This is a genomic window from Pseudomonas sp. ASL9, assembly GCF_056680335.1.
In genome coordinates this window covers 2514263-2538512 of the sequence record NZ_CM155277.1, presented here as the reverse complement: position 1 = coordinate 2538512, position 24250 = coordinate 2514263, and the positions used below count along the sequence as shown (strand labels likewise).

Annotated in this window: 21 protein-coding genes; 10 read left to right on the top strand and 11 right to left on the bottom strand. The window is 58.2% G+C overall.

Translation table 11 applies throughout. The annotated features are described in order from the left end of the window. Positions 1-120: 120 nt before the first annotated feature. The 3 genes from AC1ME2_RS11700 to AC1ME2_RS11690 all read left to right on the top strand — a co-directional run bounded on the left by AC1ME2_RS11700 (position 121) and on the right by AC1ME2_RS11690 (position 1771). A complete protein-coding gene (locus AC1ME2_RS11700) occupies positions 121-399 on the top strand; it encodes a polyhydroxyalkanoic acid system family protein (protein WP_480441297.1) in 279 nt (92 codons plus the stop codon). A gap of 186 nt (positions 400-585) precedes the next feature. Beyond that, positions 586-1011, top strand: a complete 426-nt coding sequence (locus AC1ME2_RS11695; RefSeq protein ID WP_480441296.1) for a phasin family protein — start codon at positions 586-588, stop codon at positions 1009-1011. 10 nt (positions 1012-1021) lie between these two features. Beyond that, positions 1022-1771 carry a phasin family protein gene (locus tag AC1ME2_RS11690; RefSeq protein ID WP_480441294.1) on the top strand — a complete coding sequence of 250 codons (750 nt, stop codon included), beginning with the start codon at positions 1022-1024 and terminating at the stop codon, positions 1769-1771. 90 nt (positions 1772-1861) lie between these two features. Here the strand turns inward: AC1ME2_RS11690 and AC1ME2_RS11685 are convergent, their stop codons facing one another. The 10 genes from AC1ME2_RS11685 to AC1ME2_RS11640 all read right to left on the bottom strand — a co-directional run bounded on the left by AC1ME2_RS11685 (position 1862) and on the right by AC1ME2_RS11640 (position 15438). Next, positions 1862-2476 (bottom strand): TetR/AcrR family transcriptional regulator, encoded by a 615-nt coding sequence (locus tag AC1ME2_RS11685; protein ID WP_480441293.1) that lies wholly within the window; start codon positions 2474-2476, stop codon positions 1862-1864. Between the two features lie 739 nt (positions 2477-3215). Continuing rightward, positions 3216-4898 (bottom strand): class II poly(R)-hydroxyalkanoic acid synthase, encoded by a 1683-nt coding sequence (phaC, locus tag AC1ME2_RS11680; RefSeq protein ID WP_480441291.1) that lies wholly within the window; start codon positions 4896-4898, stop codon positions 3216-3218. Between the two features lie 39 nt (positions 4899-4937). Then, entirely contained in the window at positions 4938-5795 is an 858-nt protein-coding gene (gene phaZ, locus AC1ME2_RS11675; RefSeq protein WP_480441290.1) for a poly(3-hydroxyalkanoate) depolymerase, read from the bottom strand. 151 nt (positions 5796-5946) lie between these two features. Further along, on the bottom strand, positions 5947-7626 hold the full coding sequence (gene phaC / locus AC1ME2_RS11670; protein WP_480441288.1) for a class II poly(R)-hydroxyalkanoic acid synthase: 1680 nt from the start codon (positions 7624-7626) through the stop codon (positions 5947-5949). A gap of 339 nt (positions 7627-7965) precedes the next feature. Beyond that, entirely contained in the window at positions 7966-8349 is a 384-nt protein-coding gene (locus AC1ME2_RS11665) for a gamma-butyrobetaine hydroxylase family protein (RefSeq protein ID WP_480442104.1), read from the bottom strand. A 47-nt stretch (positions 8350-8396) separates the two neighbouring features. Continuing rightward, a complete protein-coding gene (gene hslU / locus AC1ME2_RS11660) occupies positions 8397-9734 on the bottom strand; it encodes an HslU--HslV peptidase ATPase subunit (protein WP_480441286.1) in 1338 nt (445 codons plus the stop codon). Between the two features lie 72 nt (positions 9735-9806). Beyond that, on the bottom strand, positions 9807-10337 hold the full coding sequence (hslV, locus tag AC1ME2_RS11655) for an ATP-dependent protease subunit HslV (protein ID WP_480441285.1): 531 nt from the start codon (positions 10335-10337) through the stop codon (positions 9807-9809). A gap of 220 nt (positions 10338-10557) precedes the next feature. Next, positions 10558-11253 carry an SPOR domain-containing protein gene (locus AC1ME2_RS11650; protein WP_480441283.1) on the bottom strand — a complete coding sequence of 232 codons (696 nt, stop codon included), beginning with the start codon at positions 11251-11253 and terminating at the stop codon, positions 10558-10560. A 1-nt stretch (position 11254) separates the two neighbouring features. Beyond that, positions 11255-12991 carry an arginine--tRNA ligase gene (argS, locus tag AC1ME2_RS11645; RefSeq protein ID WP_480442103.1) on the bottom strand — a complete coding sequence of 579 codons (1737 nt, stop codon included), beginning with the start codon at positions 12989-12991 and terminating at the stop codon, positions 11255-11257. A 227-nt stretch (positions 12992-13218) separates the two neighbouring features. Further along, the gene (locus tag AC1ME2_RS11640; RefSeq protein ID WP_480441281.1) at positions 13219-15438 is read right to left on the bottom strand and encodes a primosomal protein N'; all 2220 of its coding nucleotides are present in this window, start codon (positions 15436-15438) and stop codon (positions 13219-13221) included. A gap of 167 nt (positions 15439-15605) precedes the next feature. On the opposite strand from AC1ME2_RS11640, the gene rpmE reads away from it, so the two are divergent. The 3 genes from rpmE (at position 15606) to AC1ME2_RS11625 (ending at position 18117) form a co-directional block, all read left to right on the top strand. After that, complete coding sequence (gene rpmE, locus AC1ME2_RS11635; RefSeq protein WP_219063572.1) at positions 15606-15842, top strand: 50S ribosomal protein L31; 237 nt, start codon at positions 15606-15608, stop codon at positions 15840-15842. A gap of 23 nt (positions 15843-15865) precedes the next feature. After that, entirely contained in the window at positions 15866-16669 is an 804-nt protein-coding gene (locus AC1ME2_RS11630; protein WP_480441279.1) for a thermonuclease family protein, read from the top strand. A gap of 179 nt (positions 16670-16848) precedes the next feature. Next, positions 16849-18117 (top strand): malic enzyme-like NAD(P)-binding protein, encoded by a 1269-nt coding sequence (locus AC1ME2_RS11625; RefSeq protein WP_480441277.1) that lies wholly within the window; start codon positions 16849-16851, stop codon positions 18115-18117. Positions 18118-18788: 671 nt separating this feature from the next. Here the strand turns inward: AC1ME2_RS11625 and AC1ME2_RS11620 are convergent. Further along, positions 18789-21239 carry a penicillin-binding protein 1A gene (locus tag AC1ME2_RS11620; protein WP_480442102.1) on the bottom strand — a complete coding sequence of 817 codons (2451 nt, stop codon included), beginning with the start codon at positions 21237-21239 and terminating at the stop codon, positions 18789-18791. 208 nt (positions 21240-21447) lie between these two features. Between AC1ME2_RS11620 and AC1ME2_RS11615 the strand changes: the two genes are divergently transcribed. The 4 genes from AC1ME2_RS11615 to pilP are packed head-to-tail and all read left to right on the top strand — an operon-like array spanning position 21448 to position 24222. Further along, positions 21448-22512 carry a pilus assembly protein PilM gene (locus AC1ME2_RS11615; RefSeq protein ID WP_480441276.1) on the top strand — a complete coding sequence of 355 codons (1065 nt, stop codon included), beginning with the start codon at positions 21448-21450 and terminating at the stop codon, positions 22510-22512. Then, positions 22512-23078: a PilN domain-containing protein gene (locus AC1ME2_RS11610; RefSeq protein WP_480441275.1), complete on the top strand. Its 567-nt coding sequence runs from the start codon at positions 22512-22514 to the stop codon at positions 23076-23078. Before AC1ME2_RS11615 ends, AC1ME2_RS11610 begins: the two co-directional genes overlap by 1 nt. Beyond that, positions 23075-23698: a type 4a pilus biogenesis protein PilO gene (pilO, locus tag AC1ME2_RS11605; protein ID WP_480441273.1), complete on the top strand. Its 624-nt coding sequence runs from the start codon at positions 23075-23077 to the stop codon at positions 23696-23698. Before AC1ME2_RS11610 ends, pilO begins: the two co-directional genes overlap by 4 nt. Further along, a complete protein-coding gene (gene pilP, locus AC1ME2_RS11600; RefSeq protein WP_480441271.1) occupies positions 23695-24222 on the top strand; it encodes a type 4a pilus biogenesis lipoprotein PilP in 528 nt (175 codons plus the stop codon). Before pilO ends, pilP begins: the two co-directional genes overlap by 4 nt. Positions 24223-24250: the final 28 nt, after the last annotated feature.

Sequence of the window (24250 nt, the reverse complement as noted above, 5' to 3'; positions counted from 1 at the left end):
ATTCTAATCGTCGGGGGAGCCTTTGTCTTGACAAGGCTCACGGTTGACGTTTCCTCTTGGCCTCGCTGCTATAGTGGCGCGCTATAGAATGTGGCTTGAAACCGACCAGGGAATCCTTGCATGGCCCATATAACTGTTGAACGTGAACACACCCTTGGCCGCGAAGCTGCGCGGGAAAAGGCAGAACATTTGGTGCTGAAGCTGGCTGAGAAATTTTCGCTGAAACCGACATGGTCAGGCGATGTGGTCGAACTCGAGGGCAAGGGCGCCAAAGGGAAAATCGAGGTCGAAGACACGCTGATTAGGGTCAGTATCGAGCTTAACTTCTTCCTGTCGGCCATGAGCGGCACCATCAAGTCAGAGGTTGAAAGGGTCCTGGACAAAGAACTGCAGGCTTGAGTGGCCTGCGTCCTCTCGCGGCGGTGTGATGTTTATGGATTAAACACGTCGCCCATCCCACAGCCCGATGCTGTTCAACATTGTCACCAACCTAGGGTGATCATTCTAATTTTTCTGATTACTTTGTGCTCATGCCCATAAACACAGTGGGCAGTTCCTCCTACCTTTTTGAGCGTGAGGTGCACCATGGCCAAAGTAGCCTTGAAGAAGAAAGTTGAAGTCGAGCAAACCACGGCTCTTTCTGAAGTAAAAGTTTATGCCCGCAAGATCTGGCTGGCTGGCCTGGGTGCCTACGCCAAGGCCGGTCAAGAAGGCGCCGAGTACGTCAAAGACCTGATCAAGACCGGCGAAGAAGCTGAAAAGAAGGGCAAGAAAGTCGTCGATAAACAGATCGAAGCTGCCAACAGTGAGATCGACACGATCAAAAAAGAAGTGACAGGCGTCAAGGGCAAATTCGAAGTGCAACTCATCAAAGTCGAGAAGGCTTTTGATCGCCGTGTTGCCAGCGCCTTGAATCGCTTTGGCATTGCGTCTAAACAGGATGTTGAGACACTCTCTGCTAAGCTCGATGGGCTGACGACATTGCTTGAACGTGTCGCGCGTAAACAATAAGGAGAGCGGGATGGCTGGCAAAAAGAAAATCGAAAAAGAAGGCAGCTCCTGGATTGGCGAGGTTGAAAAATACTCCCGTCAAATCTGGCTGGCTGGTTTAGGCGCTTACTCCAAGATCAGCAATGACGGCAGTAAGCTTTTCGAAAACTTGGTCAAAGACGGCGAGAAAGCCGAAAAACAAACCAAGAGCGACGTCGGCAAACAAGTCGATGCAGCGAAGGAAAAGGCGCAATCGGCAAAATCCCGAGTGGGCGACGTCAAGGACCTTGCACTGGGTAAGTGGAGCGAACTCGAAGGTGCTTTCGACAAGCGCCTGAACAGCGCCATCTCGCGCCTTGGTGTCCCGAGCCGCAATGAAGTCAAAGCGCTGCACAGCAAGGTCGATCTCCTGACCAAGCAAATCGAGAAACTGACCGGTGCGTCGGTGACCCCTGTATCGGCCAAAGCCGCTGCAAAACCATTGGCTAAGGCCGCGGTAAAACCTGCGGTTAAAGCACCGGCCAAAACGGCGGCGGCCAAGCCTGCTGCTAAACCTGCGGCCAAACCCGTTGCAGCTAAAGCACCGGCCAAGCCAGCTGCGAAACCAGCAGCAGCAGCAGCCAAGCCAGCCGCAGCCACTAAAAAGCCTGCGACGCCAAAAGCCGCAGCGCCCAAACCGGCAATGCCGGCAGTAGCCGCTGCTCCGAGCGCTACACCTGCTCCGGCAGCAACCCCTGCGCCAGCAACGACGCCTGCGTCGACGCCAGCCAGCCAGTCCTGACTTTTACGGACTGCCAAAAGCCCGGCCGCAAGGTCGGGCTTTTTTTTGTTTGTGCTTTACCGATGAGGGGGACGGCGTGGTCGGATTCGACTACTCCTCCAGATAATGCATCGCTAATTTCTCTACCCCCTGCCGAGATTCGGGGATCAGGTGGGGCGCGACCAGCATCATGATCTGGTAGACGACGACGCGGACTTCGCCTTCTTTGCCGAGGATGCGTTGGTAGTCCAGGGAAAACAGCAGGGTCATGCTGATCTGTTCTACCAGTTGCCCCAGTGCTTGTGTTTCGCTGACCAGTTGCCCCTGTGCTTTCAACTGCGCCAGTAACGATGCCAGGGTGCGTTTTAGTGCGTTGAGCAGGTTGCGGATACCGCGTGCCAGTTTTGGCAGGCGGCCAGCGAGGTTGGACAGGTCCTGGAACAGAAAACGGTAATGGGACAGGCGCTCGACAATCAAGTGCATGAACACCCAGTAGTCTTCCGGCGCCAGTTGCGCGTCGGCGGGTGGGTTGAGCAGCGGCGACAGTTCTGTTTGAAAGCGCTCGAACAAGCCCATTACCAGCGGTTCCTTGCCGTGGAAGTGGTAGTAAAGGTTGCCGGGGCTGATCCCCAGTTCGTTAGCGATGCCCAGTGTCGAGACGTTGGGTTCGCCCTGTTGGTTGAACAAGTGCAGGGCACATTCAAGGATGCGGTCGCGGGTTTTCATCCAGTCTTCTTGTTTGGGGTTTCAGGAATACACGTCAACTTGTAGGAGCAGGCAAGCCTGCTCTCATAAAACTGCTTTTTAATCCTTTAAAAACAATGAGTTGGTGCTTGTATTTGTGTGAATATCCGGCATTGGCGTGTGCTGGAATTACGGTTTCGCTCTTACAGCGAGGAACCTTTTTCAAACGCCAAAAAGGTACTCCAAAACGCTTGCCCCTCCATGCGGATCCTCGCCTAGGCTCGGATTTCCCTCGCTCCGGCGTTGCTCCGGGGGTCGCCGCAAGGGGCCGTCCCTGGCCCCGTGCGGCTTACTCGGCATCCTTGCCTCGTTACCCCCTGCGCAACGCCTGCGCTCGGCCTCCTGGAAAAGGGGCCTTGCCGTAATTTGATACTCAATTCACACAACACTTTAGAAACAAATCAAGATCCCGGTGCAGGCTGTGTGAAAACCCTCGCCAGAAAATGAACTGCGCGCTCTCACGTGAATTCTGAAAAAGCTCGTCTGGTATACAGACCTAGAATTCACGTAGGGGCGCGATTTTTAGTACGTTTTTTAGCCGGCCACTCGGTCTCCAAGGTTTTCACACAGCCTGCGGTGGGAGCGAATTTATTCGCGAAGGCGGCTCATCTGACACACCACCACCGATAACAACCCACAAATCACAACCCAGTTTACTGCGCGACAGCGTAGCGTCGAAGACGCGGCGAAGCCTCCCACAGGTTCGGGTGAAGACAAGACGTTAACGAACGTGCACATAGGTTCCAGGCGCGGCCTCCATCGGTGGGTAGTTCTGGTTGCCGAGGGCCACGAGGGTTTCTCGTTGCGCGCCGGAGCGCTGTTGAATCCAGTTCAGCCAGTTCGGCCACCAGCTGCCTTCGACGGTTTTTCCATCGTAGTACCAGGCCCGGGGGTCGCTGGTGAGTTTGCTGTTTTCGATGTAGTTCGATTTGGTGTTGCCAGGTGGGTTAAGGATGCTTTGCACATGGCCACTGTTGGCCAGCAAGAAGCGCCGGTCGCCACCGAGCAGCAAGGTCGAGCGATAGACCGTGTCCCACGGTGTGATGTGGTCGTTGATCCCGGCCACGCTGAAGCTGTCCACCGTGACTTTCTGCATATCGATCGGTGTGCCGCAGACTTCCAGGCCGCCGGGGTGGCTGAGCGGATTGTGTTTGAAGAAGTCCAGCAGGTCGCCATGTAGCGCGGCGGGCAGGCGAGTGTTGTCGTTGTTCCAGTAGAGAATGTCGAACGGCGGTGGCGCCTTGCCCAGCAGGTAGTTGTTGACCCAGTAATTCCAGATCAAGTCGTTGGGGCGCATCCAGGCGAAGACTTTGGCCATGTCGCGGCCATCCAGCACGCCTTGCTGGTAAGAGCGGCGCTTGGCAGTTTCCAGGGTCTGTTCATCGATGAACAGGGTCGCCGCGCTGTCGATCTGACTGTCCAGCAGGCTGACCAGATAGGTCGCACTGGAGACTCGGCGCAGTTGCCGCTTGGCCTGGAGATGGCCTTGCAGCGCGCCCATGGTCAGGCCACCGGCGCAGGCGCCCAACAGGTTTACTTCGCGGCTGCCGGTAATGGCGCGGCATACGTTCATCGCTTCTTCAAGGGCTTCGACGTAGCTGGATAACCCCCACTCGCGATGACGCACATCCGGGTTGCGCCAACTGAGCATGAACACTTGCAGGCCGTTTTTCAGCGCGTACTGGACGAAGCTGTTGGCCGGGCTGAGGTCGAAAATGTAGTACTTGTTGATTTGCGGCGGGACGATCAGCAGTGGCCGTGCGTACTGCTTTTCGCTCATCGGCTTGTACTGGATCAGCTCCAGCAGTTCGTTGCGGAACACCACCGCTCCAGGGGTGGTTGCGACAGTCCTGCCGACCTCGAACGCATCTTTGGTGATCTGGCTGGGCAGGCCGTTGTTGTGCATCAGGTCATCGACCATGTGGCTGATGCCCTTGAACACGCTGCTGCCGCCGGAGTTGAACAGCTCCTTGACCGCCAGCGGATTGAGCAGGGTGTTGGAGGGTGACAGGGCATCGCTGAGCAAGGAGAGGATAAAGTGTGCACGGGCGCGATCGTCCTTGGACATGTCGCTGTCATCGATCCAGCTTTTGAGTTGATGCTGACAGCTCAGGTAGGCCTGCAAGCCGCGTCGATAGAGGGGGTTTTGCAGCCACGTAGGATCAGCGAAGCGGCCGTCACGGGGGTTGGGCGTGTGGAGGTTGTCACCCAGTAATACGCGACCCAATTGCCCGCCGAGTGCCAGCGCATGGCGGGCGCTGTGGATCGGGTGGCGCAGGCTTTGGGCGGCCACGCTGCGCAGCGTGGAGAACACATCTCGCCCGCGCAAACCGGCTATGGGGCTTTGCGCATTGATGAACGTGGCCGGGGTGGGCGCAGAGCCTTTCACTGGCTTGTCTTGCATGGGGGCAACACTCCTTCGTCAGGCCATGACTAAAACCTATTACCATCGGTGAGCCGGAGCGGGATGTGGGTGCATGACCGCGCGCTGCCGCTCTTCCAGTAAAAACTTCATGATGATGGGCGCCACCGCTTCGGCGCGGGTGATCAAAAATAAATGACCATCGTCGATTATGTGTAGCTGGGCATTGGGTATCCGCCAAGCCAGCAGGCGCATATTTATCAAAGGAATGAGCGGATCGTCGTCGCCCGCGAGGATCAATGTCGGCTGACAAATCTTGTGCAGCCAATGGATGCTGGTCCAGCCCACCCCGGCAAACAGCTGCCAGTAATAGCCTAGCTTGCCCGATGACCGGACCTTGGCGGCATGGCTGGCGGCCAAGTGAGGGTCCCGACGAAAGGCGCCCCCATAGATTTCTGGGGCGATGCGAATGACATGGGACGGCTGAATATAACGCCGTGGGCTGGCCATCAGCCATAGCACGCGAGGCTTGCCCGGCACCATGACTGCACCGGCGGCTGTCGCGGCGAGCACCAGTTTTTTGCAGCGCTCGGGATAGTCGTAGGCGAACTGTTGCGCTAGTGCGCCGCCCCACGACACGCCGATCACATTGACCTGGCCGTAATCCAGGTAATCAAGCATCCGCGCCGTCAGTTTGGCCAACCCGGGAAAGCGAAAGGGGCGACTGGGCGTGGAAGAGCCGCCGACCCCCGGCACATCAAAGGCGATCACTTCCATGTCCGGATCAAGCGCGTCGACGAACGGAAAGACCAGCTCCAGGTTGGCGCCGATACCATTGAAAATCAGCAGCGGTGTCATATCACCCTTGCCTGGGCGGACGGCCGTGCGGATGGTGTGGCCATCCAGGTCGATGGTACGAAAAACAAACGGTTGCGACATGCGCGGGCCCTATGGGTTAAACCGCTGGCGAAAGCCGTCCTGAGCTTTTCCAGACAGGTCGAGGTCATCCTCATGTTGCTTGCTCGTCACGTGATCGCGCGTCGGAGGCTGATGGCATTTCCAGATATCCATCAGCACCCTGTTTTGTTATCTAGCGTTCGTGTACGTAAGTGCCGGGTGCCGCTTCACCGGCCGGGTAGGCTTTGTTACCGAGAACGCTCGGCGCCTTTTTCAATTTCCCTGAGCGTTCGGCCTGCCAGGTTTGCCAGTGCAGCCACCAGGAGTCGGTGTGTTTGGTCGCGTTCTCTTGCCACTCTTTGGCATCGATCGGCATCTCGGGGTTGGTCATGTAGCGTGATTTTGGGTTGCCAGGCGGGTTGAGAATGCTTTGGATATGACCGCTGCTGGAAAGTACGAATTCAGTCTTGCCGCCGAACAGTCGTGCCGACTTGTAGCACGAGCCCCATGGCGTGATGTGGTCGTTGGTCCCCGCCAGGCAAAACACATCGCTGGTGACCTGCTTCAGGTCGATCGGCGTGCCGCTCACTTCCAGGGCGTTGGCGCGGATCAGCGGGTTGCTCTTGAACATCTCGATCAGGTCGCCATGGAACGCGGCCGGCAGACGGGTGGTGTCGTTGTTCCAGAACAGGATGTCGAACACCGGTGGTTCGTTGCCCAACAGGTAATTGTTGACCCAGTAGTTCCAGATCAGATCGTTGGGGCGCATCCAGGCGAAAATCTTGGCCATGTCACGGCCTTCCAGCACGCCCGCCTGATAGGAGTGACGCTTGGCCGACTCCAGGGTCTTTTCGTCGACGAACAGCGCGACCTCGCTGTCGAGGGTGGTGTCCAGCACGCTGACCAGCAAGGTCAGGGCATGGACCTTCTGCTCGCCCAGCGCGGCGTAGTGGCCCAGCAGGGCGGTGCAGGTGATGCCGCCGGAGCAGGCGCCCAGCATGTTGATGTCTTTGCTGCCCGTGATAGCGCGGACGACGTCCACCGCTTCCTTGAGCGCGTCGATATAGGTCGACAGTCCCCACTCGCGCTGCGCCTTGGTCGGGTTGCGCCAACTGACGATAAAGGTCTGCACGCCACCGCGCAGGCAGAAGCGCGCCAGGCTTTTCTCCGGGCTCAGGTCGAACACATAGAACTTGTTGATCTGCGGTGGAACGACCAGTAACGGCCGCTCAAGCACCTGTTCGGTAATCGGTTTGTACTGGATCAGTTCCAGCACGTCGTTGCGAAAGATCACTGAGCCTTCGGTGGTGCCGAGGCTTTTGCCGACTTCGAAGGCGTCCATATTGACCTGGCTCGGCATGCCGCCGTTATGCACGATGTCCTTGGCCAGGTGTGACAGGCCGTCGAGAACGCTTTTGCCGCCGGTTTCGAAAAAACGTTTGACCGCAGCGGGGTTGGCGGCGCTGTTGGTCGGCGACATGGCTTCGGTCATCAGATTGATCACGAAATGACCACGATTTATGTTTTGTTCAGACAGGTTGCTGTCACCGATCCAGTCGTGCAGTTCCTTGCGCCAGGCCAGGTACGTCTGCAAATAACGGCGATACAGCGGGTTTTGACTCCAGGCAGGGTCAGCGAATCGACGGTCGTCGCTTGCAGGTTGCAGGCTGGATTTTCCCAGCAAGACATTCTTCAGTTCGATACCGAAATGAGCGACATGCTTGACGCTGTTGAAGGGTTGCCTGATGGCTTGTCTTAGAACCATGCGAGCGGTGGTCAGTAAATCTTTACCTCGCAAACCCACGACCGGGTTTAGCCCCAGTGTATTTTCAGAGGCCTGACGCTGCAGGTCATCGCTTTTCGGGTTACTCATCTATGACGCTCCATTGTCCTGAGACGACCACTGACATCCCTGTGAATCAGTAACACAGGCGGTTGGCAGTACTGTCGCTCGGGTGACCGATGATGGCTAAACCACATGTTCCCGGCGGTGTTTACGCAACGGTGAGTCCTACCTTTTCTGGCAGCGGGATCTCATCTGTTACGTAATCGCATGCGTCGACGCTGCATGAATTAAATGCAGGGAACTTGCCAGATCTATTGGTTACCCGAGATTTCAAAAAATCGCAAGCAGGGCCAGCCGTTGGCCTCTGCGAGGGATATTGAAACAAACAGAATTAGAAAGGTCGCCCTAAAAGGCCAGACGGCTGTGCTAGAGCATCAGCTTGATGATTTGCTCGGAGGGGTCTCGGGACTTGCCAGCGATTTTCAGCTCGGCGAGATAATCGGCCCATAGCTGTTCCTGGCGTTGCCCCAATTGGTACAGGTAGTCCCAGGTGAACAATCCGCTGTCATGGCCGTCGTCGAAGGTCAATTTTAGTGCGTACTGCCCGGCCGGTTCGATTTTGCTCAAGCCCACGCCCAGCTTGCCGAATTGCAGGATCGGCTTGCCGTGACCCTGAACCTCTGCGGAGGGCGAATGCACCCGCAGAAACTCGGCGCTCAGGTGGTACTCCTCACCGGGCGCGTATTTCAGCGTCAGGGTTTTCGAAGCTTTGTGCAGATTGATTGCGCTGGGGAGCTTGGTATTCGCCATGAGGTTCAGGGCCACGAACGGCCCTGCCGGTTCCAGTTGAGTGCGTGTTAAAGAATATACCGCGAGAGGTCTTCATCCTTGGCCAGTTCGCCCAAGTGACTGTTGACGTAGTCGGCGTTGATCAGGATGGTCTCTGCATCTTGCGCGCTGGCCAGGTCAGCAGCACTGAATGACACCTCTTCGAGCAGGCGCTCGAGCAGGGTGTGCAAACGACGCGCACCGATGTTCTCGGTCTTCTCGTTGACCTGCCAGGCAATCTCGGCGATGCGTTTGATGCCGTCGGGCAAGAACTCGATGTTCAGGCCTTCGGTCTTGAGCAGTTCGCGGTATTGCTCGGTCAGCGAAGCGTGCGGCTCGCTGAGGATGCGTTCGAAGTCCTGCGGTGTCAGGGCCTTGAGTTCAACGCGGATCGGCAGACGACCTTGCAGCTCAGGCACCAGATCGCTCGGCTTGCTCAGGTGGAACGCGCCGGAAGCAATGAACAGGATGTGGTCGGTCTTGACCATGCCCAGTTTGGTGTTCACGGTGCAGCCTTCGATCAGGGGCAGCAGGTCACGTTGCACGCCTTCGCGGGACACGTCGACGCCGCCGGAGTTACCACGCCTGGCGACCTTGTCGATCTCATCGATAAACACAATGCCGTGCTGTTCAACCGCTTCCAGCGCCTTGGCTTTCAGTTCTTCTTCGTTGACCAGGCGCCCGGCCTCTTCGTCGCGGACCAGCTTCAGTGCGTCCTTGACCTTGAGCTTGCGGCTTTTCTTTTTGCCCTTGCCCATGTTGGCGAACAAGCTTTGCAGCTGGTTGGTCATCTCTTCCATGCCCGGTGGGGCGGAAATATCGACACCGACTGAGTCGGAGACTTCGATCTCGATCTCCTTGTCATCCAGTTGACCTTCACGCAGGCGCTTGCGAAACAGCTGACGGGTATTGGAGTCTGTGCTCGGTGCCGCGTCTTCGTTGAAGCCCACGCGTGCGGGCGGCAGCAGGGCATCGAGGATGCGCTCTTCGGCAGCGTCTTCAGCGCGATGGCGGACCTTGGTTATTTCCTGTTCGCGCAGCAGCTTGATCGCCGCGTCGGCCAGATCACGAATGATCGACTCGACGTCACGACCCACATAGCCGACTTCGGTGAATTTGGTCGCTTCGACCTTGATGAAAGGCGCATTGGCCAGTTTGGCCAGGCGACGGGCGATTTCGGTTTTACCGACACCGGTCGGGCCGATCATCAGAATGTTTTTTGGTGTGACTTCGACGCGCAGCTCTTCAGGCAACTGCATCCGGCGCCAGCGGTTACGCAAGGCGATGGCGACGGCGCGTTTGGCATCGTCCTGGCCAATGATGTGGCGATTGAGTTCGTGGACGATTTCACGGGGAGTCATAGACATGATAGTGGCGGTCCTCTAGCTGAAAAAAAGCGCGCATGGCTGTTTATTTATGCAAACGGCATGGGGAGCGGCTTATTCGGCGAGGTCCTGCTCCTCAATAGTGATGGTGTGGTTGGTGAATACGCAAATGTCGGCGGCGATGCCCAATGCGGTTTCGGCAATTTCACGGGCCGAGAGTTCGGTTTTCATCAGCAAGGCGCGGGCGGCAGCTTGAGCGTAGGGGCCACCGGAACCCATGGCAATCAGGCCGTCTTCAGGTTCAACGACATCGCCGTTACCCGTGATGATCAGCGATGCATCCTTGTTGGCGACCGCCAGCATGGCTTCGAGGCGGCTCAGGGATCGGTCGGTGCGCCACTCTTTAGCCAGTTCAACGGCCGCGCGAACCAGATGACCCTGGTGTTTTTCAAGTTGGCCTTCGAAACGCTCGAAAAGGGTGAAGGCATCGGCGGTGGCCCCGGCGAAACCGGCGATCACTTCGCCGTGATACAGCCGACGCACTTTTTTCGCGTTGCCTTTCATGACGGTATTGCCGAGAGAAACCTGGCCGTCGCCGGCCATGACGACTTTGCCGTTACGGCGCACTGAAACGATGGTGGTCAAGGGAGCGTCTCCACGCAGCGGGGCGAAAATGCCCTAATGGAAACTCATATGGGGGTGGTGGCTGACATTTCAACCATGGGGGATGAATGATGGACCGACGCCGATGATGATCGTGTAGGAGCAGCTTGCCTGCGAACGGTACGACGCGGTATGTCAGTGGCGCCGTGTCACGCTATTCGCAGGCAAGCCTGACTCCCACAGGACGTGTGTCAGGCGGAAGTCACTTACCCTGGCGCTGTTGTAACAGCAAATTGCTGAAGCCGCTGCCCGCCAGTTGTTTCTGCGCGATGGTCAATTGTTCGCGGTTGCTGTACGGGCCGACGAGCACCCGATACCAGATTTCATCCTTCACAGTGCCGGACTCAACCTGCACTGCTTGCCCCAGCAGAATAATCTGCGCCCGGACCTTGTCCGCGTCGACTTGCTTGCGGAACGAACCGGCCTGCAAGAAGAACTTTGTCACCGCAGCCGGCGCAGGTTTGGCCACGGGCGGCGCGGGCGGAGGTGTTACCCCGCTGAGCGCCGCTTGAGCACGCGCCGTGTCGATCTTCGCCGCTTGCTCGGGCGTGACAGGTGCAACGACTGGCGCGACAACGGGCGGCGTTTTCTCGGGCACGGCTTCATTAGGCACAATGACTTCGGACTCCGGCAGCAAGGTATAGAAGTCGTATTTCGGTTTCGCTGGCGCCTGCGGGCTGGGCGCCGTCTTGTTCGCTTCGGCGACTTTTGCGGCCTTGGCGTCCTCTTTGACCCGCTTGACGTCAGCGCCGCCCGGTTCGAGCTTCATCAAAAATACGACGAAGGCACCCACCGACAGACCAATCGCCAGCCACAACCATCCTGGAATCGGCTTCTTTGCGGGTGCCTGATAACGGCTGGCGCCGCGCTTGGGAGCAGGTTTTTTCTTTACGGCCAACTTACATACGCTCCAGAGTTTCCAGACCCAAGAGTTCCAGGCCTTGCTTGAGGGTGCGGCCGGTCAGTGCGGCGAGGCGCAGACGGCTTTGCTGTTGTTCCGGGCTGTCGGCGCCGAGGATCGGGCAGTTCTCGTAGAAGCTGGAGAACAGGCCCGACAGGTCGTAGACGTAGGCGCACAGCACATGCGGCGTGCCTTTTTCCGCGACGTTGTTCAGGGTTTCGCCAAACTGTGCCAGCCGGGCTGCCAATTCTTGCTCTTGCGGCGTCTCAAGCACAATGTGCCCCTGGGTGACGTCGAACGGTTTGCCCAACTTGCGGAACACACCGGCCACACGGGTATAGGCGTAGAGCAGGTACGGCGCGGTATTGCCTTCGAAGCTGAGCATCTGATCGAAGTTGAAGCTGTAGTCGCTGGTGCGATGTTTTGACAGGTCGGCGTATTTCACCGCGCTGATGCCCACGGCCTTGGCAATGCTGCGCAGTTCGGCTTCGGCGACTTCCGGGTTCTTTTCTTTCACCAGGGTGTAGGCGCGCTCCTGGGCTTCGTCGAGCAGGTCAACCAACTTGACGGTGCCGCCATCGCGGGTCTTGAACGGGCGGCCATCAGCGCCGTTCATGGTGCCGAAGCCCATGTGTTCCATGTGCATGCCGTTGGTCACGAAACCGGCACGGCGAGCGACTTCGAACACCTGCTGGAAGTGCAGGGCCTGACGTTGATCGACAAAGTACAGCGCGCGGTCGGCTTTCAACACATTGCTGCGGTAGCGGATGGCAGCCAGATCGGTGGTGGCGTACAGATAACCGCCGCCCGCCTTTTGCACGATCACCGGCAGAGGCGTGTCTTCAGCAGTTCTGAATTCTTCGAGGAACACGCACTGGGCGCCGTTGCTCTCGACCAGCAGGCCTGCGGTCTTGAGGTCGCTGACCACCGTGGCCAGGTCATCGTTATAGGCGCTTTCGCCTCTGACGTCGGCCGGGGTCAGGTTGACGTTCAGGCGGTCGTAGATCGTTTGGCAGTGGGACAGGGAGATGTTTTTGAAATGCTCCCACAACGCCAGGCATTCCGGGTCACCGGCTTGCAGTTTGACCACCAGGCCTCGGGCGCGCTCAGCGAACTCTTCGGATTCGTCGAAGCGCTGCTTGGCTGCACGGTAGAAATTCTCCAGGTCCGACAACTCATCGCTGGTCGTCGGCTTTTCCTGCAGGTACGCGAGGAGCATGCCGAATTGGGTGCCCCAGTCGCCCACATGGTTCTGACGAATCACGGTGTCGCCAAGGAACGTCAGCACATTGGCCACGCCGTCGCCAATGACGGTCGAGCGCAGGTGGCCGACGTGCATCTCTTTGGCCAGGTTGGGCGCGGACAGGTCGACCACCACGCGCTGTACAGGACCGACCTTGCGGACCGACAGCTGCGGGTCGATCAGCGCGGCATCAAGGCGCGCCGCCAGGGCCTGGGTGTTCTGGAAGAAGTTGAGAAAGCCGGGGCCGGCGATTTCGACTTTGCTGACCTGAGCATCGGCGGGCATCGCAGCGACCAGTTTTTCCGCCAGATCACGGGGTTTCAGGCCAGCAGGCTTGGCCAGCATCATCGCGATATTACTGGCGAAGTCGCCGTGGGTTTTGTCCCGCACGTTTTCCACCTGAATCGCCGGCGTCAGCCCTTCAGGCAAGACGCCTTCGTTGACGAGTTGGGTCAGGGCTTGTTGGATCAGCTGGCGAATGGTGTCTTTCATGGTCTTCTCTTTCGACCGCAAACGCGGCGGCGCCTGGGTGCGCTGGTGGAAAAACTGGGCATTATCCGTTGCGATGGCAGGCTTGCCAACCATGATGGACATGCGGTCTCGCAGATGCCGGCGTTTTAATCATTCGCGAATGAATTCGCTCCCACATTGAAATACGCGATTTTTCTGTGGGAGCGAATTCATTCGTGAAGGGGCCAGCATAGATTCATCGGCATCCGTCAATACAAATCCACCGGGTCCACATCCAGCGACCAGCGTACCTGGCGTCCGCTGGGCATGTTTTCAAGCACCTGCAACCAGGCACTGAGCAACCGGTGCAGAGGTGCTCGGGCACTGGCTTGCAGCAACAACTGCGCACGGTAACGACCGGCTCGCCGTTCCATCGGAGCCGGAACCGGGCCCAGTAGTTCAATCGCGCCCAGATTCATTTCAGCCAGCAAGCGTTCGGCCTCGGCACAGGCGTTGTCGAGAAAGCCTTCGGCCTGCCCCGGTTTGTGCGCTTCGGCGCGCAGGAGTGCTAGATGGGAGAACGGTGGCAGGCCGGCCGCACGGCGTTCGCTCAGCGCTTGTTCGGCGAAGGCGAAGTAGCCCTGTTCGGTCAGCTGGATCAACAGGGGGTGGTCGGCCAGATGGGTCTGGATGATCACTTTTCCTGGCTCTTCGGCCCGTCCTGCACGCCCTGCGACCTGAACGATCAACTGCGCCATGCGCTCGCTGGCGCGGAAGTCGCCGGAAAACAAACCACCGTCGGCATCCAGAATCGAAACCAGGGTCACGCGCGGGAAGTGGTGCCCTTTGGCGAGCATTTGTGTGCCGACCAGAATGCACGGCTGGCCGCGCTGAATGGTGGTAAACAGTTGGTTCATCGCGTCTTTGCGTGAGGTGCTGTCGCGGTCGACCCGCAGCACGGGGAAGTCGGGGAACAAAATGCCCAGCCGCTCTTCAGCGCGTTCTGTGCCTGCACCCACTGGGCGCAGATCGACCTTGCCGCACGCCGGGCAATGGCGCGGGACACGCTCGACATGGCCGCAATGGTGGCAGCGCAGTTCGCCGGAACGCTGGTGCACGGTCATGCGCGCATCGCAGCGCGGGCATTCCGAGAGCCAGCCGCAGTCGTGACAGAGCAAGGTTGGCGCAAAGCCGCGGCGGTTAAGAAACACCAAGACCTGTTGGCCTGCGGCAAGGGTCTGAGCGATGGCTTGCTGCATCGGCCCGGAAATGCCGCTGTCCAATGGCCGGCTTTTTACGTCCAGCCGCAGGAAGCGCGGTTGTTGCGCACTACCTGCGCGCTGGTTCAGGCGTAGCAAGCCATAGCGACCGGTGTAGGCGTTGTGCAGGCTTTCCAGCGACGGCGTGGCCGAGCCGAGCACAATCGGAATGTTTTCCTGCCGGGCACGTACCAGCGCCAGATCTCGGGCGTGATAGCGCAGACCTTCCTGCTGTTTATAGGAGCCGTCGTGCTCTTCATCAATGATGATCAGGCCGGGATTTTTCATCGGCGTGAACAGCGCGGAGCGGGTGCCGATAATAATGTCAGCCTCGCCATCGCGCGCGGCCAGCCAGGTATCCAGGCGGTCGCGGTCATTGACCGCCGAGTGCACCAGCGCGATGCGCGCATTGAATCGCTGTTCGAAACGCGCCAGGGTTTGCGGGCCGAGGTTGATCTCCGGGATCAGCACCAGCGCCTGTTTGCCGGCTTCGAGGGTTTCGCGGATCAGCTGTAAATAGACTTCGGTCTTGCCGCTGCCGGTGACACCTGCCAGCAGAAACGCATGAAAGGTGTCGAAGCCGGCACGAATGGCTTCGTATGCGGCGCGTTGTTCGGGGTTGAGTGGCAACTCCGGTTGCGCCAGCCAACGTTCATGGCGTTCGCTGGGCGCGTGGCGGCGGACTTCGACCTGAACCATGTCCTTGGCCAGCAGCAGGTTCAGGCTTTCCCGGTTCAGCATCAGTTTGCTGAGCAACTGATTTGCCACGCCATGCGGATGCTGGGCGAGCGTGGTCAGGGCCTCGCGCTGTTTCGGCGCGCGGGCGATGCGTGGGTCATCGAGTTTTGCGCCGGGGGCCACTTGCCAGAAACGCTCCTGGCGCGCTTCGGCGGGCTCGCCCTGGCGCAGGAGTACCGGCAAGGCCCAGCTCAAGGTGTCGCCGAGGCTGTGCTGGTAATACTGCGACGTCCACAGGCACAGCTTGAACAGCGAAGGCGGTAGCGGCGGATGCTCGTCGAGGATGGCCACGGCCGGTTTGAGTTTTTCGGCCGGGACTTCACTGTGATCAGTGATTTCCACCAAAATCCCAATCATCTCGCGGCGACCGAACGGCACGCGCACGCGCATGCCTGGCTGCAACGCACTGCGCAGCACCCCAGCGGGAGCGCGATAGTCGAATAAGCGTCTGAGCGGCGAGGGCAGAGCGAGGCGCAAAATGGCGTCGGGCACGCGGAGGGTTCTCTGTAACGGTCTGTGACGAAGCGGCGATCTTAGCAGACGACCGGTTTGAACGTTCGCTTGCGTCATTGGCGATGTCTGGTAGTATCCGCAGCCTTATTACGTGCGGTGTTCAACAATAGTGTTGCGCGGCGGCACGCTAGCCCGGAGAAATACCCATGAAAGCTGATATTCATCCAGTTTACGAAGCCATTGTCGCCACTTGCAGCTGCGGCAACGTGATCCACACTCGTTCCAACCTCGCCAAGCCATTGAGCCTTGACGTGTGCAACGAGTGCCACCCGTTCTACACCGGCAAGCAGAAGACTCTTGATATCGGCGGCCGTGTCGACAAGTTCAAATCGCGTTTCGGCGCTTTCGGCGCAGCTAAAGCTCCTGAAGCTGCTGCTGAGTAAGATTGGCCGTTCTGGAAGGTCCGATGGACTGCTCCAGGCTGCTTAAAAGGGCGTCCCTCGTGGGCGCTTTTTTTATGTCCGCGATTTGGCTGACTGCGGCACAGGCCTTATGCCCGGCACCCGACTCCCTGCCTGTTTTCGCGGTACAGCGCGTCGTGGATGGTGACACCCTGCGCCTGAGCGATGGTCGCAGTGTGCGGCTGATTGGCCTGAATGCGCCGGAGACCGGCAAAAAAGCTCGTTCAGCCGAGCCCTTCGCCGAAGCCGCCAAACGCCGCCTGCAACGTCTGGTCGACGAGAATGACGGTCGGGTCAGTCTGCTGGTGGGTCAAGCGCCAAAAGATCATTACGGCCGTACGCTGGCCAATGTCTATGGTCGTCAGGGTGCAAATCTTGAGGCGCAGCTGTTGGTCGAGGGCTTGGCCTATCACGTGGCAATTGCGCCCAATGTCGCCTTGCTCGACTGTCAGCAGGCGGCGGAACGCAGCGCCCGACAGGCCGGCCTCGGGGTGTGGCGTACGTCGCCGGTACAGCCTGTCGGGCACATCAATAGCGGCGGTTTCGCCCTGGTCTCCGGGCAGGTCAGCGACGTGCAGCGCAATGCTGGCGGCGTGTGGATCGAGCTGCAGGGCTCGCTGGTGTTGCGGATTGCACCGAATCTTGTGAGCCAGTTCGACGTCTCTCGACTGGAGCGCCTTAAAGGCCGGTCCATCGAAGCCCGTGGTTGGGTGATTGATCGTTCGCGTCGTGGCGGATTGAAGTCCGGGCAGGCGCGCTGGATGTTACCCATCACTCATCCTGCGATGCTGAACCTTCCTGATCGATAAAAACTGTAGACAGTTTATTTGTTAATTGTGGACAGACATGGCCTTGTGTTCCACACCCCTTGGCGTAAAGTCGTAGTGGCCGGCCCTTGACACAAGTGACTGGACAGTCTTGTTAGGACTTTCCTTCTTGCGTATCCTCGGCGGTCCGTCAGTCCAACAGTAAAAAGCGGAATGCCCACATGTCAGATTTGAAAACTGCCGCTCTCGAATATCATGCCAAGCCTCGCCCAGGGAAACTGAGCGTCGAGATAACCAAGCCTACCGCCACTGCTCGCGATCTAGCCTTGGCTTACAGCCCTGGCGTTGCCGAGCCGGTGCGTGAAATTGCCCGTGATCCTGAACTTGCCTATAAGTACACCGGCAAGGGTAATCTGGTCGCGGTCATTTCCAACGGCACCGCCATTCTTGGTCTCGGTGACCTTGGTCCATTGGCTTCCAAGCCCGTGATGGAAGGTAAAGGCTTACTGTTCAAGCGTTTCGCGGGGATCGACGTTTTCGATATCGAAGTCGATGCAGAAAGCCCACAAGCGTTCATCGACACCGTTAAACGCATCTCCATCACCTTTGGCGGCATCAACCTTGAAGACATCAAGGCGCCAGAGTGCTTCGAGATCGAGAAAGCACTGATCGAGCAATGTGACATTCCGGTGTTCCACGATGACCAGCACGGCACGGCGATTGTTACCGCGGCCGGCATGATCAACGCGTTGGAAATTGTTGGTAAAAGCCTGGACAGCGCCCAAATCGTTTGCCTGGGCGCAGGCGCAGCAGCCGTCTCCTGCATGAAGTTGCTGGTGAGCATGGGTGCGAAGATCGAAAACATCTTCATGGTCGACCGTACCGGCGTGATTCACTCCGGCCGTAACGATCTGAACCAGTACAAGGCCGTGTTCGCCCACGCGACTGAAAAACGCACGCTGACTGATGCCCTGCACGGCGCTGACGTGTTCGTTGGCCTGTCGGGTCCAAACCTGCTGAGCGCTGATAACCTGAAGCTGATGGCCAAGGATCCGATTGTGTTCGCGTGCTCGAACCCGGACCCGGAAATCGCACCAGAACTGGCTCATGCCACTCGCGATGACGTGATCATGGCCACTGGCCGTTCGGACTACCCGAACCAGGTCAACAACGTATTGGGCTTCCCGTTCATCTTCCGTGGCGCACTGGATGTTCGTGCAAAGCGTATCAACGAAGAGATGAAAATCGCTGCCGCCCACGCCCTGCGTAAACTGGCCAAGCTGCCGGTTCCTCAGGAAGTCTGCGACGCGTACGGTGGTATCAAACTGGAATTCGGTCGTGAGTACATCATTCCGAAACCAATGGATGCGCGCCTGCTGGGTGTGATCTCCGATGCCGTGGCTAAAGCCGCCATCGAGACCGGCGTCGCCACCCTGCCGTATCCAAAGAACTACCCGCTCAAAAGCGTCGATGACGTTTTCAACGGCTAAGTCCTGATCGCGATACACAAAAAACCCTGCAGCGATGCAGGGTTTTTTTGTGGGTGAGAATCCTGACGATCATCTGTGGGAATGTGTCAATTGCCGTCCCCTGTAGGAGGCCCCGCCGCGTCTTCGACGCTGCGCTGTCGCGTAGCAAGCTGGGTTACGATTTGTGTGTCGTGATCGGTGGTGGTGTGTCAGATAAGACGCCTTCGCGAATAAATTCGCTCCCACCGGGGTCTTGATTTGCCATTGATTTTTAAGTGAATTGAGTATCGAATTACGGCAAGGCCCCTTTTCCAGGAGGCCGAGCGCAGGCGTTGCGCAGGGGGTGACGAGGCAAGGATGCCGAGTAAGCCGCACGGGGCCAGGGACGGCCCCTTGCGGCGACCCCCGGAGCAACGCCGGAGCGAGGGCAGTCCTCGCCCCAGCGAGGACCCGTATGGAGGGGCAAGCGTTTTGGGTTACCTTTTAGGCGTTTGTAAAAGGTAACCCGCTGTAAGAGCGGAACCATAATTCCAGCAACCATATATGCCGGATATACACCCAAGATAAAGCGCCAACACATTGTTTTTAAAAGGATTAAAAATCAGTTTGAGAGCAGGCTTGCCCGCGATCAGCTTGACTCGGTGTGTCAGGCGGGCCGCCATCGCGGGCCCGCTCCTAGAGTGATGGGGTCATCAGAACAAATCGATTGGCGCCGATTCGTCCGCAGGTAGTGGGCTGTTGGGTGCATTACCACCACCACCCACTTCGTTCACGCTGGGCGGCGTATCTTCACTTTTGAACAGCTCGAAGTACGCGTTGGGCGTGCTCGGCGTCGCGGCGCGGCCGCTGATCGGGTCGACTCGCAGGCTGAGGATGCCCTCCGGTTCGGCTTGAACGTGCGGCGGTTTGTCTTTCAGCGCAGCGCTCATGTAGTTCATCCAGATCGGCAGGGCGACTGTGCCGCCGAATTCCTGACGACCCAGGCTTTCTGGCTGATCGAAGCCCGTCCAGACAGTGGTGATGTAATCCGCGTTGTAGCCGGTGAACCAGGCGTCCTTAGAGTCGTTGGTCGTACCGGTCTTGCCCGCGATGTCGGGACGATTCATCGACAGGGCGCGGCGGCCGGTACCGCGCTTGATCACGTCCTGCAGCATGCTGTTGAGGATGTAGGTGGTGCGACCATCGACGATGCGCTCGGCGACTGCTGGAGCCGGCGGCTCAGTGGTCACGGGTGCCGAGGCGGGCACCACGCTTGGGCTGTCATTGATAGCAAAGGTCGTGGCGTTGGTGTTGGCTGCGGGTTTGGCGTCATTGGCCGGTACACTCGGCGGATTGGCGACGAATATTGTGGCGCCGTCACGGTTCTCGATGCGCTGGATCAGGTACGGGCTGACCTTGTAGCCGCCGTTGGCAAAGGTACTCCAGCCGGTGGCGATTTCCATCGGCGTCAGGGTCGCGGTGCCTAGGGCCAGTGACAGGTTGCGTGGCAGGTCCTGTTTATTGAAGCCGAAGCGGGTGATGTAGTTGATCGCGGTATCGATGCCCAGGCTTTGTAGCAGGCGGATGGACACCAGGTTGCGCGACTTGTACAAGGCCTCGCGTAAGCGGATCGGACCGAGGAAGGTATTGGTGTCGTTTTTCGGACGCCAGACCTTGTCCAGGTACTCATCGACGAACACGATAGGTGCGTCATTGACCAGGCTGGCGGCCGTGAAGCCGTTATCCAGCGCGGCGCTGTACAGGAACGGTTTGAAGCTTGAGCCCGGTTGACGCTTGGCCTGCAGGGCGCGGTTGTAATTGCTCTGTTCAAACGCGAAACCACCGACCAGTGCACGAATTGCACCGTTTTGCGGGTCCAGCGATACGAGCGCGCTTTGTGCGGCCGGAAGCTGACTGAACTTCAGCGAGCCGTTCGCTTGACGCTGCACCCGAATCAGATCGCCGACTTGTGCAACATCGGACGGCTGTGCCGGAACTTTGCCCAGGCTGTTGGTATTGAGGTACGGCCGACCCCACTTCATGCTGTCCCAAGCCACGGTTTCTTCTTTTTCGCCATTGCGGGTCAACACGTGCAGGCCGGTTTTCTCGACCTGAGTGACGATGGCCGGCTCAAGGCCGCTGATTGGGCGCTGCTTGGTCAGCTCCAGTGCCCATGCTTCGCGGGTCTTGCCGGGCAGGCGGCTTTCTGGGCCACGGTAGCCGTGACGCTGGTCATAGCTGATCAAGCCTTCCTGTACGGCGGTATTTGCATCGTCTTGAAGATTGCTTGGCACTGTAGTGGTGACGCGGAAACCTTCCGTGTACGCTTCGCTGCCATAACGGCCGACCATTTCGGCACGGGCCATTTCAGCGATATATGGCGCGTTCACTTCTGGGCTTTGTACGTGATAGCTGGCGTTGATCGGTTCAGCCAAAGCGGTTTGATAGGCGTTCTGATCGATCTTGCCCAATTTGTACATGCGGCCCAGAATCCAGTCGCGACGCTCTTTGGCGCGCACCGGGTTGGCCAGTGGGTTGAAGCGCGAAGGCGCCTTGGGCAGGCCGGCGATCATCGCCATCTGCGCAATACTCAGGTCGCGGATCGATTTACCGTAATAGACTTGTGCCGCGGCTTCGATACCATACGCGCGGTTGCCCAGATAGATCTTGTTGACGTACAGCTCAAGGATTTCGTCCTTGCTCAGTTCGCGCTCGATCTGCAGGGCTAGAAGGATTTCATTGGTTTTACGGGAAAAGCTTCTTTCGCTGGTCAAAAAGAAGTTTTTCGCGACTTGCATGGTGATCGTGCTGCCGCCGGACTGGATATGGCCGCTTTTCACCAACTGGGACGCAGCGCGCATCAGGCTGCTGGGGTCGACGCCATAGTGGTTGGCGAAGTTGTCGTCTTCGGCCGATAACAGGGCGTTAATGAAGCTGGGTGGAATGTCGGCGAAGCGAATAGGTGAGCGGCGCATCTCGCCGAACTCCGCAATCAACTTGCCGTCGCTGCTGAAAACCCGCAGGGGAATTTGCAATTGGATGCTTCTCAGCGAGTCGACGGAGGGTAGCCCCGGGCTGAGATACAGGAACGCACCGCTCAAAACGAGCAGCAGCCCGCAGAACACAGCGACGAAAGACCACCAGAAAAACTTCAGCAGGCGTATCAAGGCTTTTGGATTTCCAGATAAAAGAATGAGTTAAGCGCAGGCATCTACAAATGAACACGGCTTGAAGCTTGGCTTTACGAAAAAACGCTCGGCATTATAAGCATTTTTCGTGTCCGAGCGTTATTTGAGCTACTGTCAAGACGGCTGGTACTGGCTTTGGACATTAAATAATCCGTAAGTGACGGAAACTCATAGGGAAACGGATGTGTTCGAACTCTTCGGTAAGAAGGCTCATGCCCTTCTAGGGATCGATATTAGCTCCACCTCGGTAAAGCTTCTTGAATTGAGTCGCTCCGGCACCCGCTACAAAGTTGAGTCCTATGCGGTCGAGCCGCTGCCAGCCAACGCTGTAGTCGAAAAAAACATCGCTGATCTCGAGGGCGTGGGTCATGCGTTGTCACGCGTGCTGATCAAGGCCAAGACTAACGTCAAGAGCGTCGCTGTGGCGGTGGCCGGTTCCGCCGTGATCACCAAGACCATCGAGATGGACGCCGGCCTGTCAGACGACGATATGGAAAGCCAGCTCAAGATTGAAGCTGACCAGTACATTCCGTACCCCCTCGAAGAAGTCGCCATCGATTTTGAAGTGCAGGGTTATTCCGCGCGCAACCCAGAGCGTGTCGATGTCCTGCTCGCCGCCTGCCGCAAGGAAAACGTAGAGGTTCGCGAAGCCGCCCTGGCGCTGGCGGGCCTCACTGCCAAGGTCGTGGATGTCGAAGCGTATGCGCTGGAACGTGCTTTCGGCTTGCTCTCTGCGCAGTTGGGCAACGACCACGAGCAGTTGACCGTGGCGGTGGTCGACATCGGTGCCACCATGACCACCCTGAGCGTGCTGCACAACGGCCGGATTATCTACACCCGGGAGCAATTGTTCGGCGGCCGGCAATTGACCGAAGAAATTCAGCGCCGTTATGGCCTGGCGGTAGAAGAGGCGGGCCTGGCGAAGAAGCAGGGCGGTTTGCCGGATGACTATGTCAGCGAGGTGCTCCAACCGTTCAAGGACGCTGTGGTTCAGCAAGTAACGCGCTCACTGCAGTTCTTCTTTGCGGCGGGGCAGTACAACGCCGTGGACTACATCATGCTGGCGGGCGGTACCTCCTCCATCGCAGGTCTGGACCATTTGATTCAGCAACGCCTTGGTACGCCCACGCTCGTGGCCAACCCGTTCGCCGACATGGCACTGGGCAACAAGGTCAATGCGGGGGCGCTGGCAAGCGATGCACCGGCCTTGATGATTGCCTGCGGTCTGGCGCTAAGGAGCTTTGACTGATGGCGCGGATCAACCTGCTACCGTGGCGCGAACAACTGCGCGAAGAGCGCAAGAAGCAGTTCCTGACGGCGCTCGCCGGGGTATTGGTCATTGCCGTTGGCGTGATCTTCCTCGGCGATCAATACATCAGCAATGCCGTCGATCACCAAGTATCGCGCAATGCCTATGTGCAAAAAGAAATTGCCCAGCTCGATGACCGGATAAAAGAAATCAGCGAGCTCAAGGCGCGGCGCAAGCAATTGCTGGAACGGATGAAAATCATCCAGGACCTGCAAGGCAATCGCCCGATCATCGGGCGGATTTTCGATCAGTTGGCGCGTACTTTGCCTGATGGCGTGTATTTCACGGACGTAAAAATGGCTGGCAAGCTTATTAGCATTGGCGGCGTTGCTGAATCGAACAACCGTGTTTCGGACCTGATGCGTAACTTCGAGGCCTCCGATTGGCTGGAGGCGCCGAGCCTTACCGAGGTCAAAGCCACCACGGCGGGGACGGTGGATCAAGCAAACACCTTCAAGTTAACGGTGCGTCAGACCCAACCGGTGGTTGAAGGGGCCAAACCATGAATCCAAGGGAGTGGCTGGAGAGCCTTCGCAAGATCGACTTCAACGACCTGGACGTGCACAACCTTGGCTCATGGCCAGCAACGGTCAAATTCATGTCCGGGGCGCTGTTGCTGATCGTCGTGCTGGCGCTGGGCTACAACTTTTACCTTAAAGACCTGCAGGATCAGCTTGATCAATCGCGGGCGAACGAAGTCACGCTCAAAGAGCAATTTGCTACGAAGGCGTTCAAGGCGGCGAATCTGAACGCCTACAAAGCGCAGATGACCGAGATGGAAACTTCCTTTGGCGCGTTGTTGCGGCAATTGCCCAGCGACACTGAAGTCCCGGGGTTGCTCGAAGACATCACCCGCACCGGACTGGGCAGTGGTCTTGAGTTCGAAGAGATCAAGTTGCTGCCGGAAGCGGCCCAGCAGTTCTATATCGAATTGCCGATCCAGATCACCGTGGTCGGTGCCTATCACGACCTGGCGACCTTCGTCAGTGGTGTGGCCAGTCTGCCGCGCATCGTGACCCTGCATGATTTCGAGATCAAACCAGTGGACCCCGGCAGTACGCAAAAGCTGCGCATGACCATTCTGGCCAAGACCTACCGCTACAACGATAAAGGGCTGCAGCCATGAGGGCCACTCGACTGCTGTGCATGAGTTTGGCCTTGATCAGTCTGGCCGGTTGCGATAATGGCAACCCGTTTGGCGACTTGCAGGGCTATATGGATGAAGTTCGCCTACGGCCCACCGGCGTGATCGAGCCATTACCTAAGTTCCGCGCTTACGAGGCGTTCACATACAGCGCTGCGTCGTTGCGCAGCCCGTTTCAGCCGCCGATCAAGGTTAGTTTGGTCAGCCGGCAGAAGGGCTCGCAGCAGGTCAAGCCAGATGAAACACGGGTCAAGCAATTCCTCGAAGGATTCAATATCGAGCAATTCGAAATGGTCGGCACCATGGCCAACGCTTCGGGGACGTTTGCCCTGATGCGCGGTGGCGGTGGTGTGTACCGAATGAAAGTCGGCGATTATCTGGGACGCAATCATGGGCGCATCGTTTCAATCAGCGATTCGCAGGTCGATGTCGTCGAAATAGTTCCTGATGGAGAGGGTGCCTGGCTCGAACGGCCACGCAGTATTTCCCTCAAAGAACGCTCTTAAACGGGCAGGGTCAAGCATGTACAACACC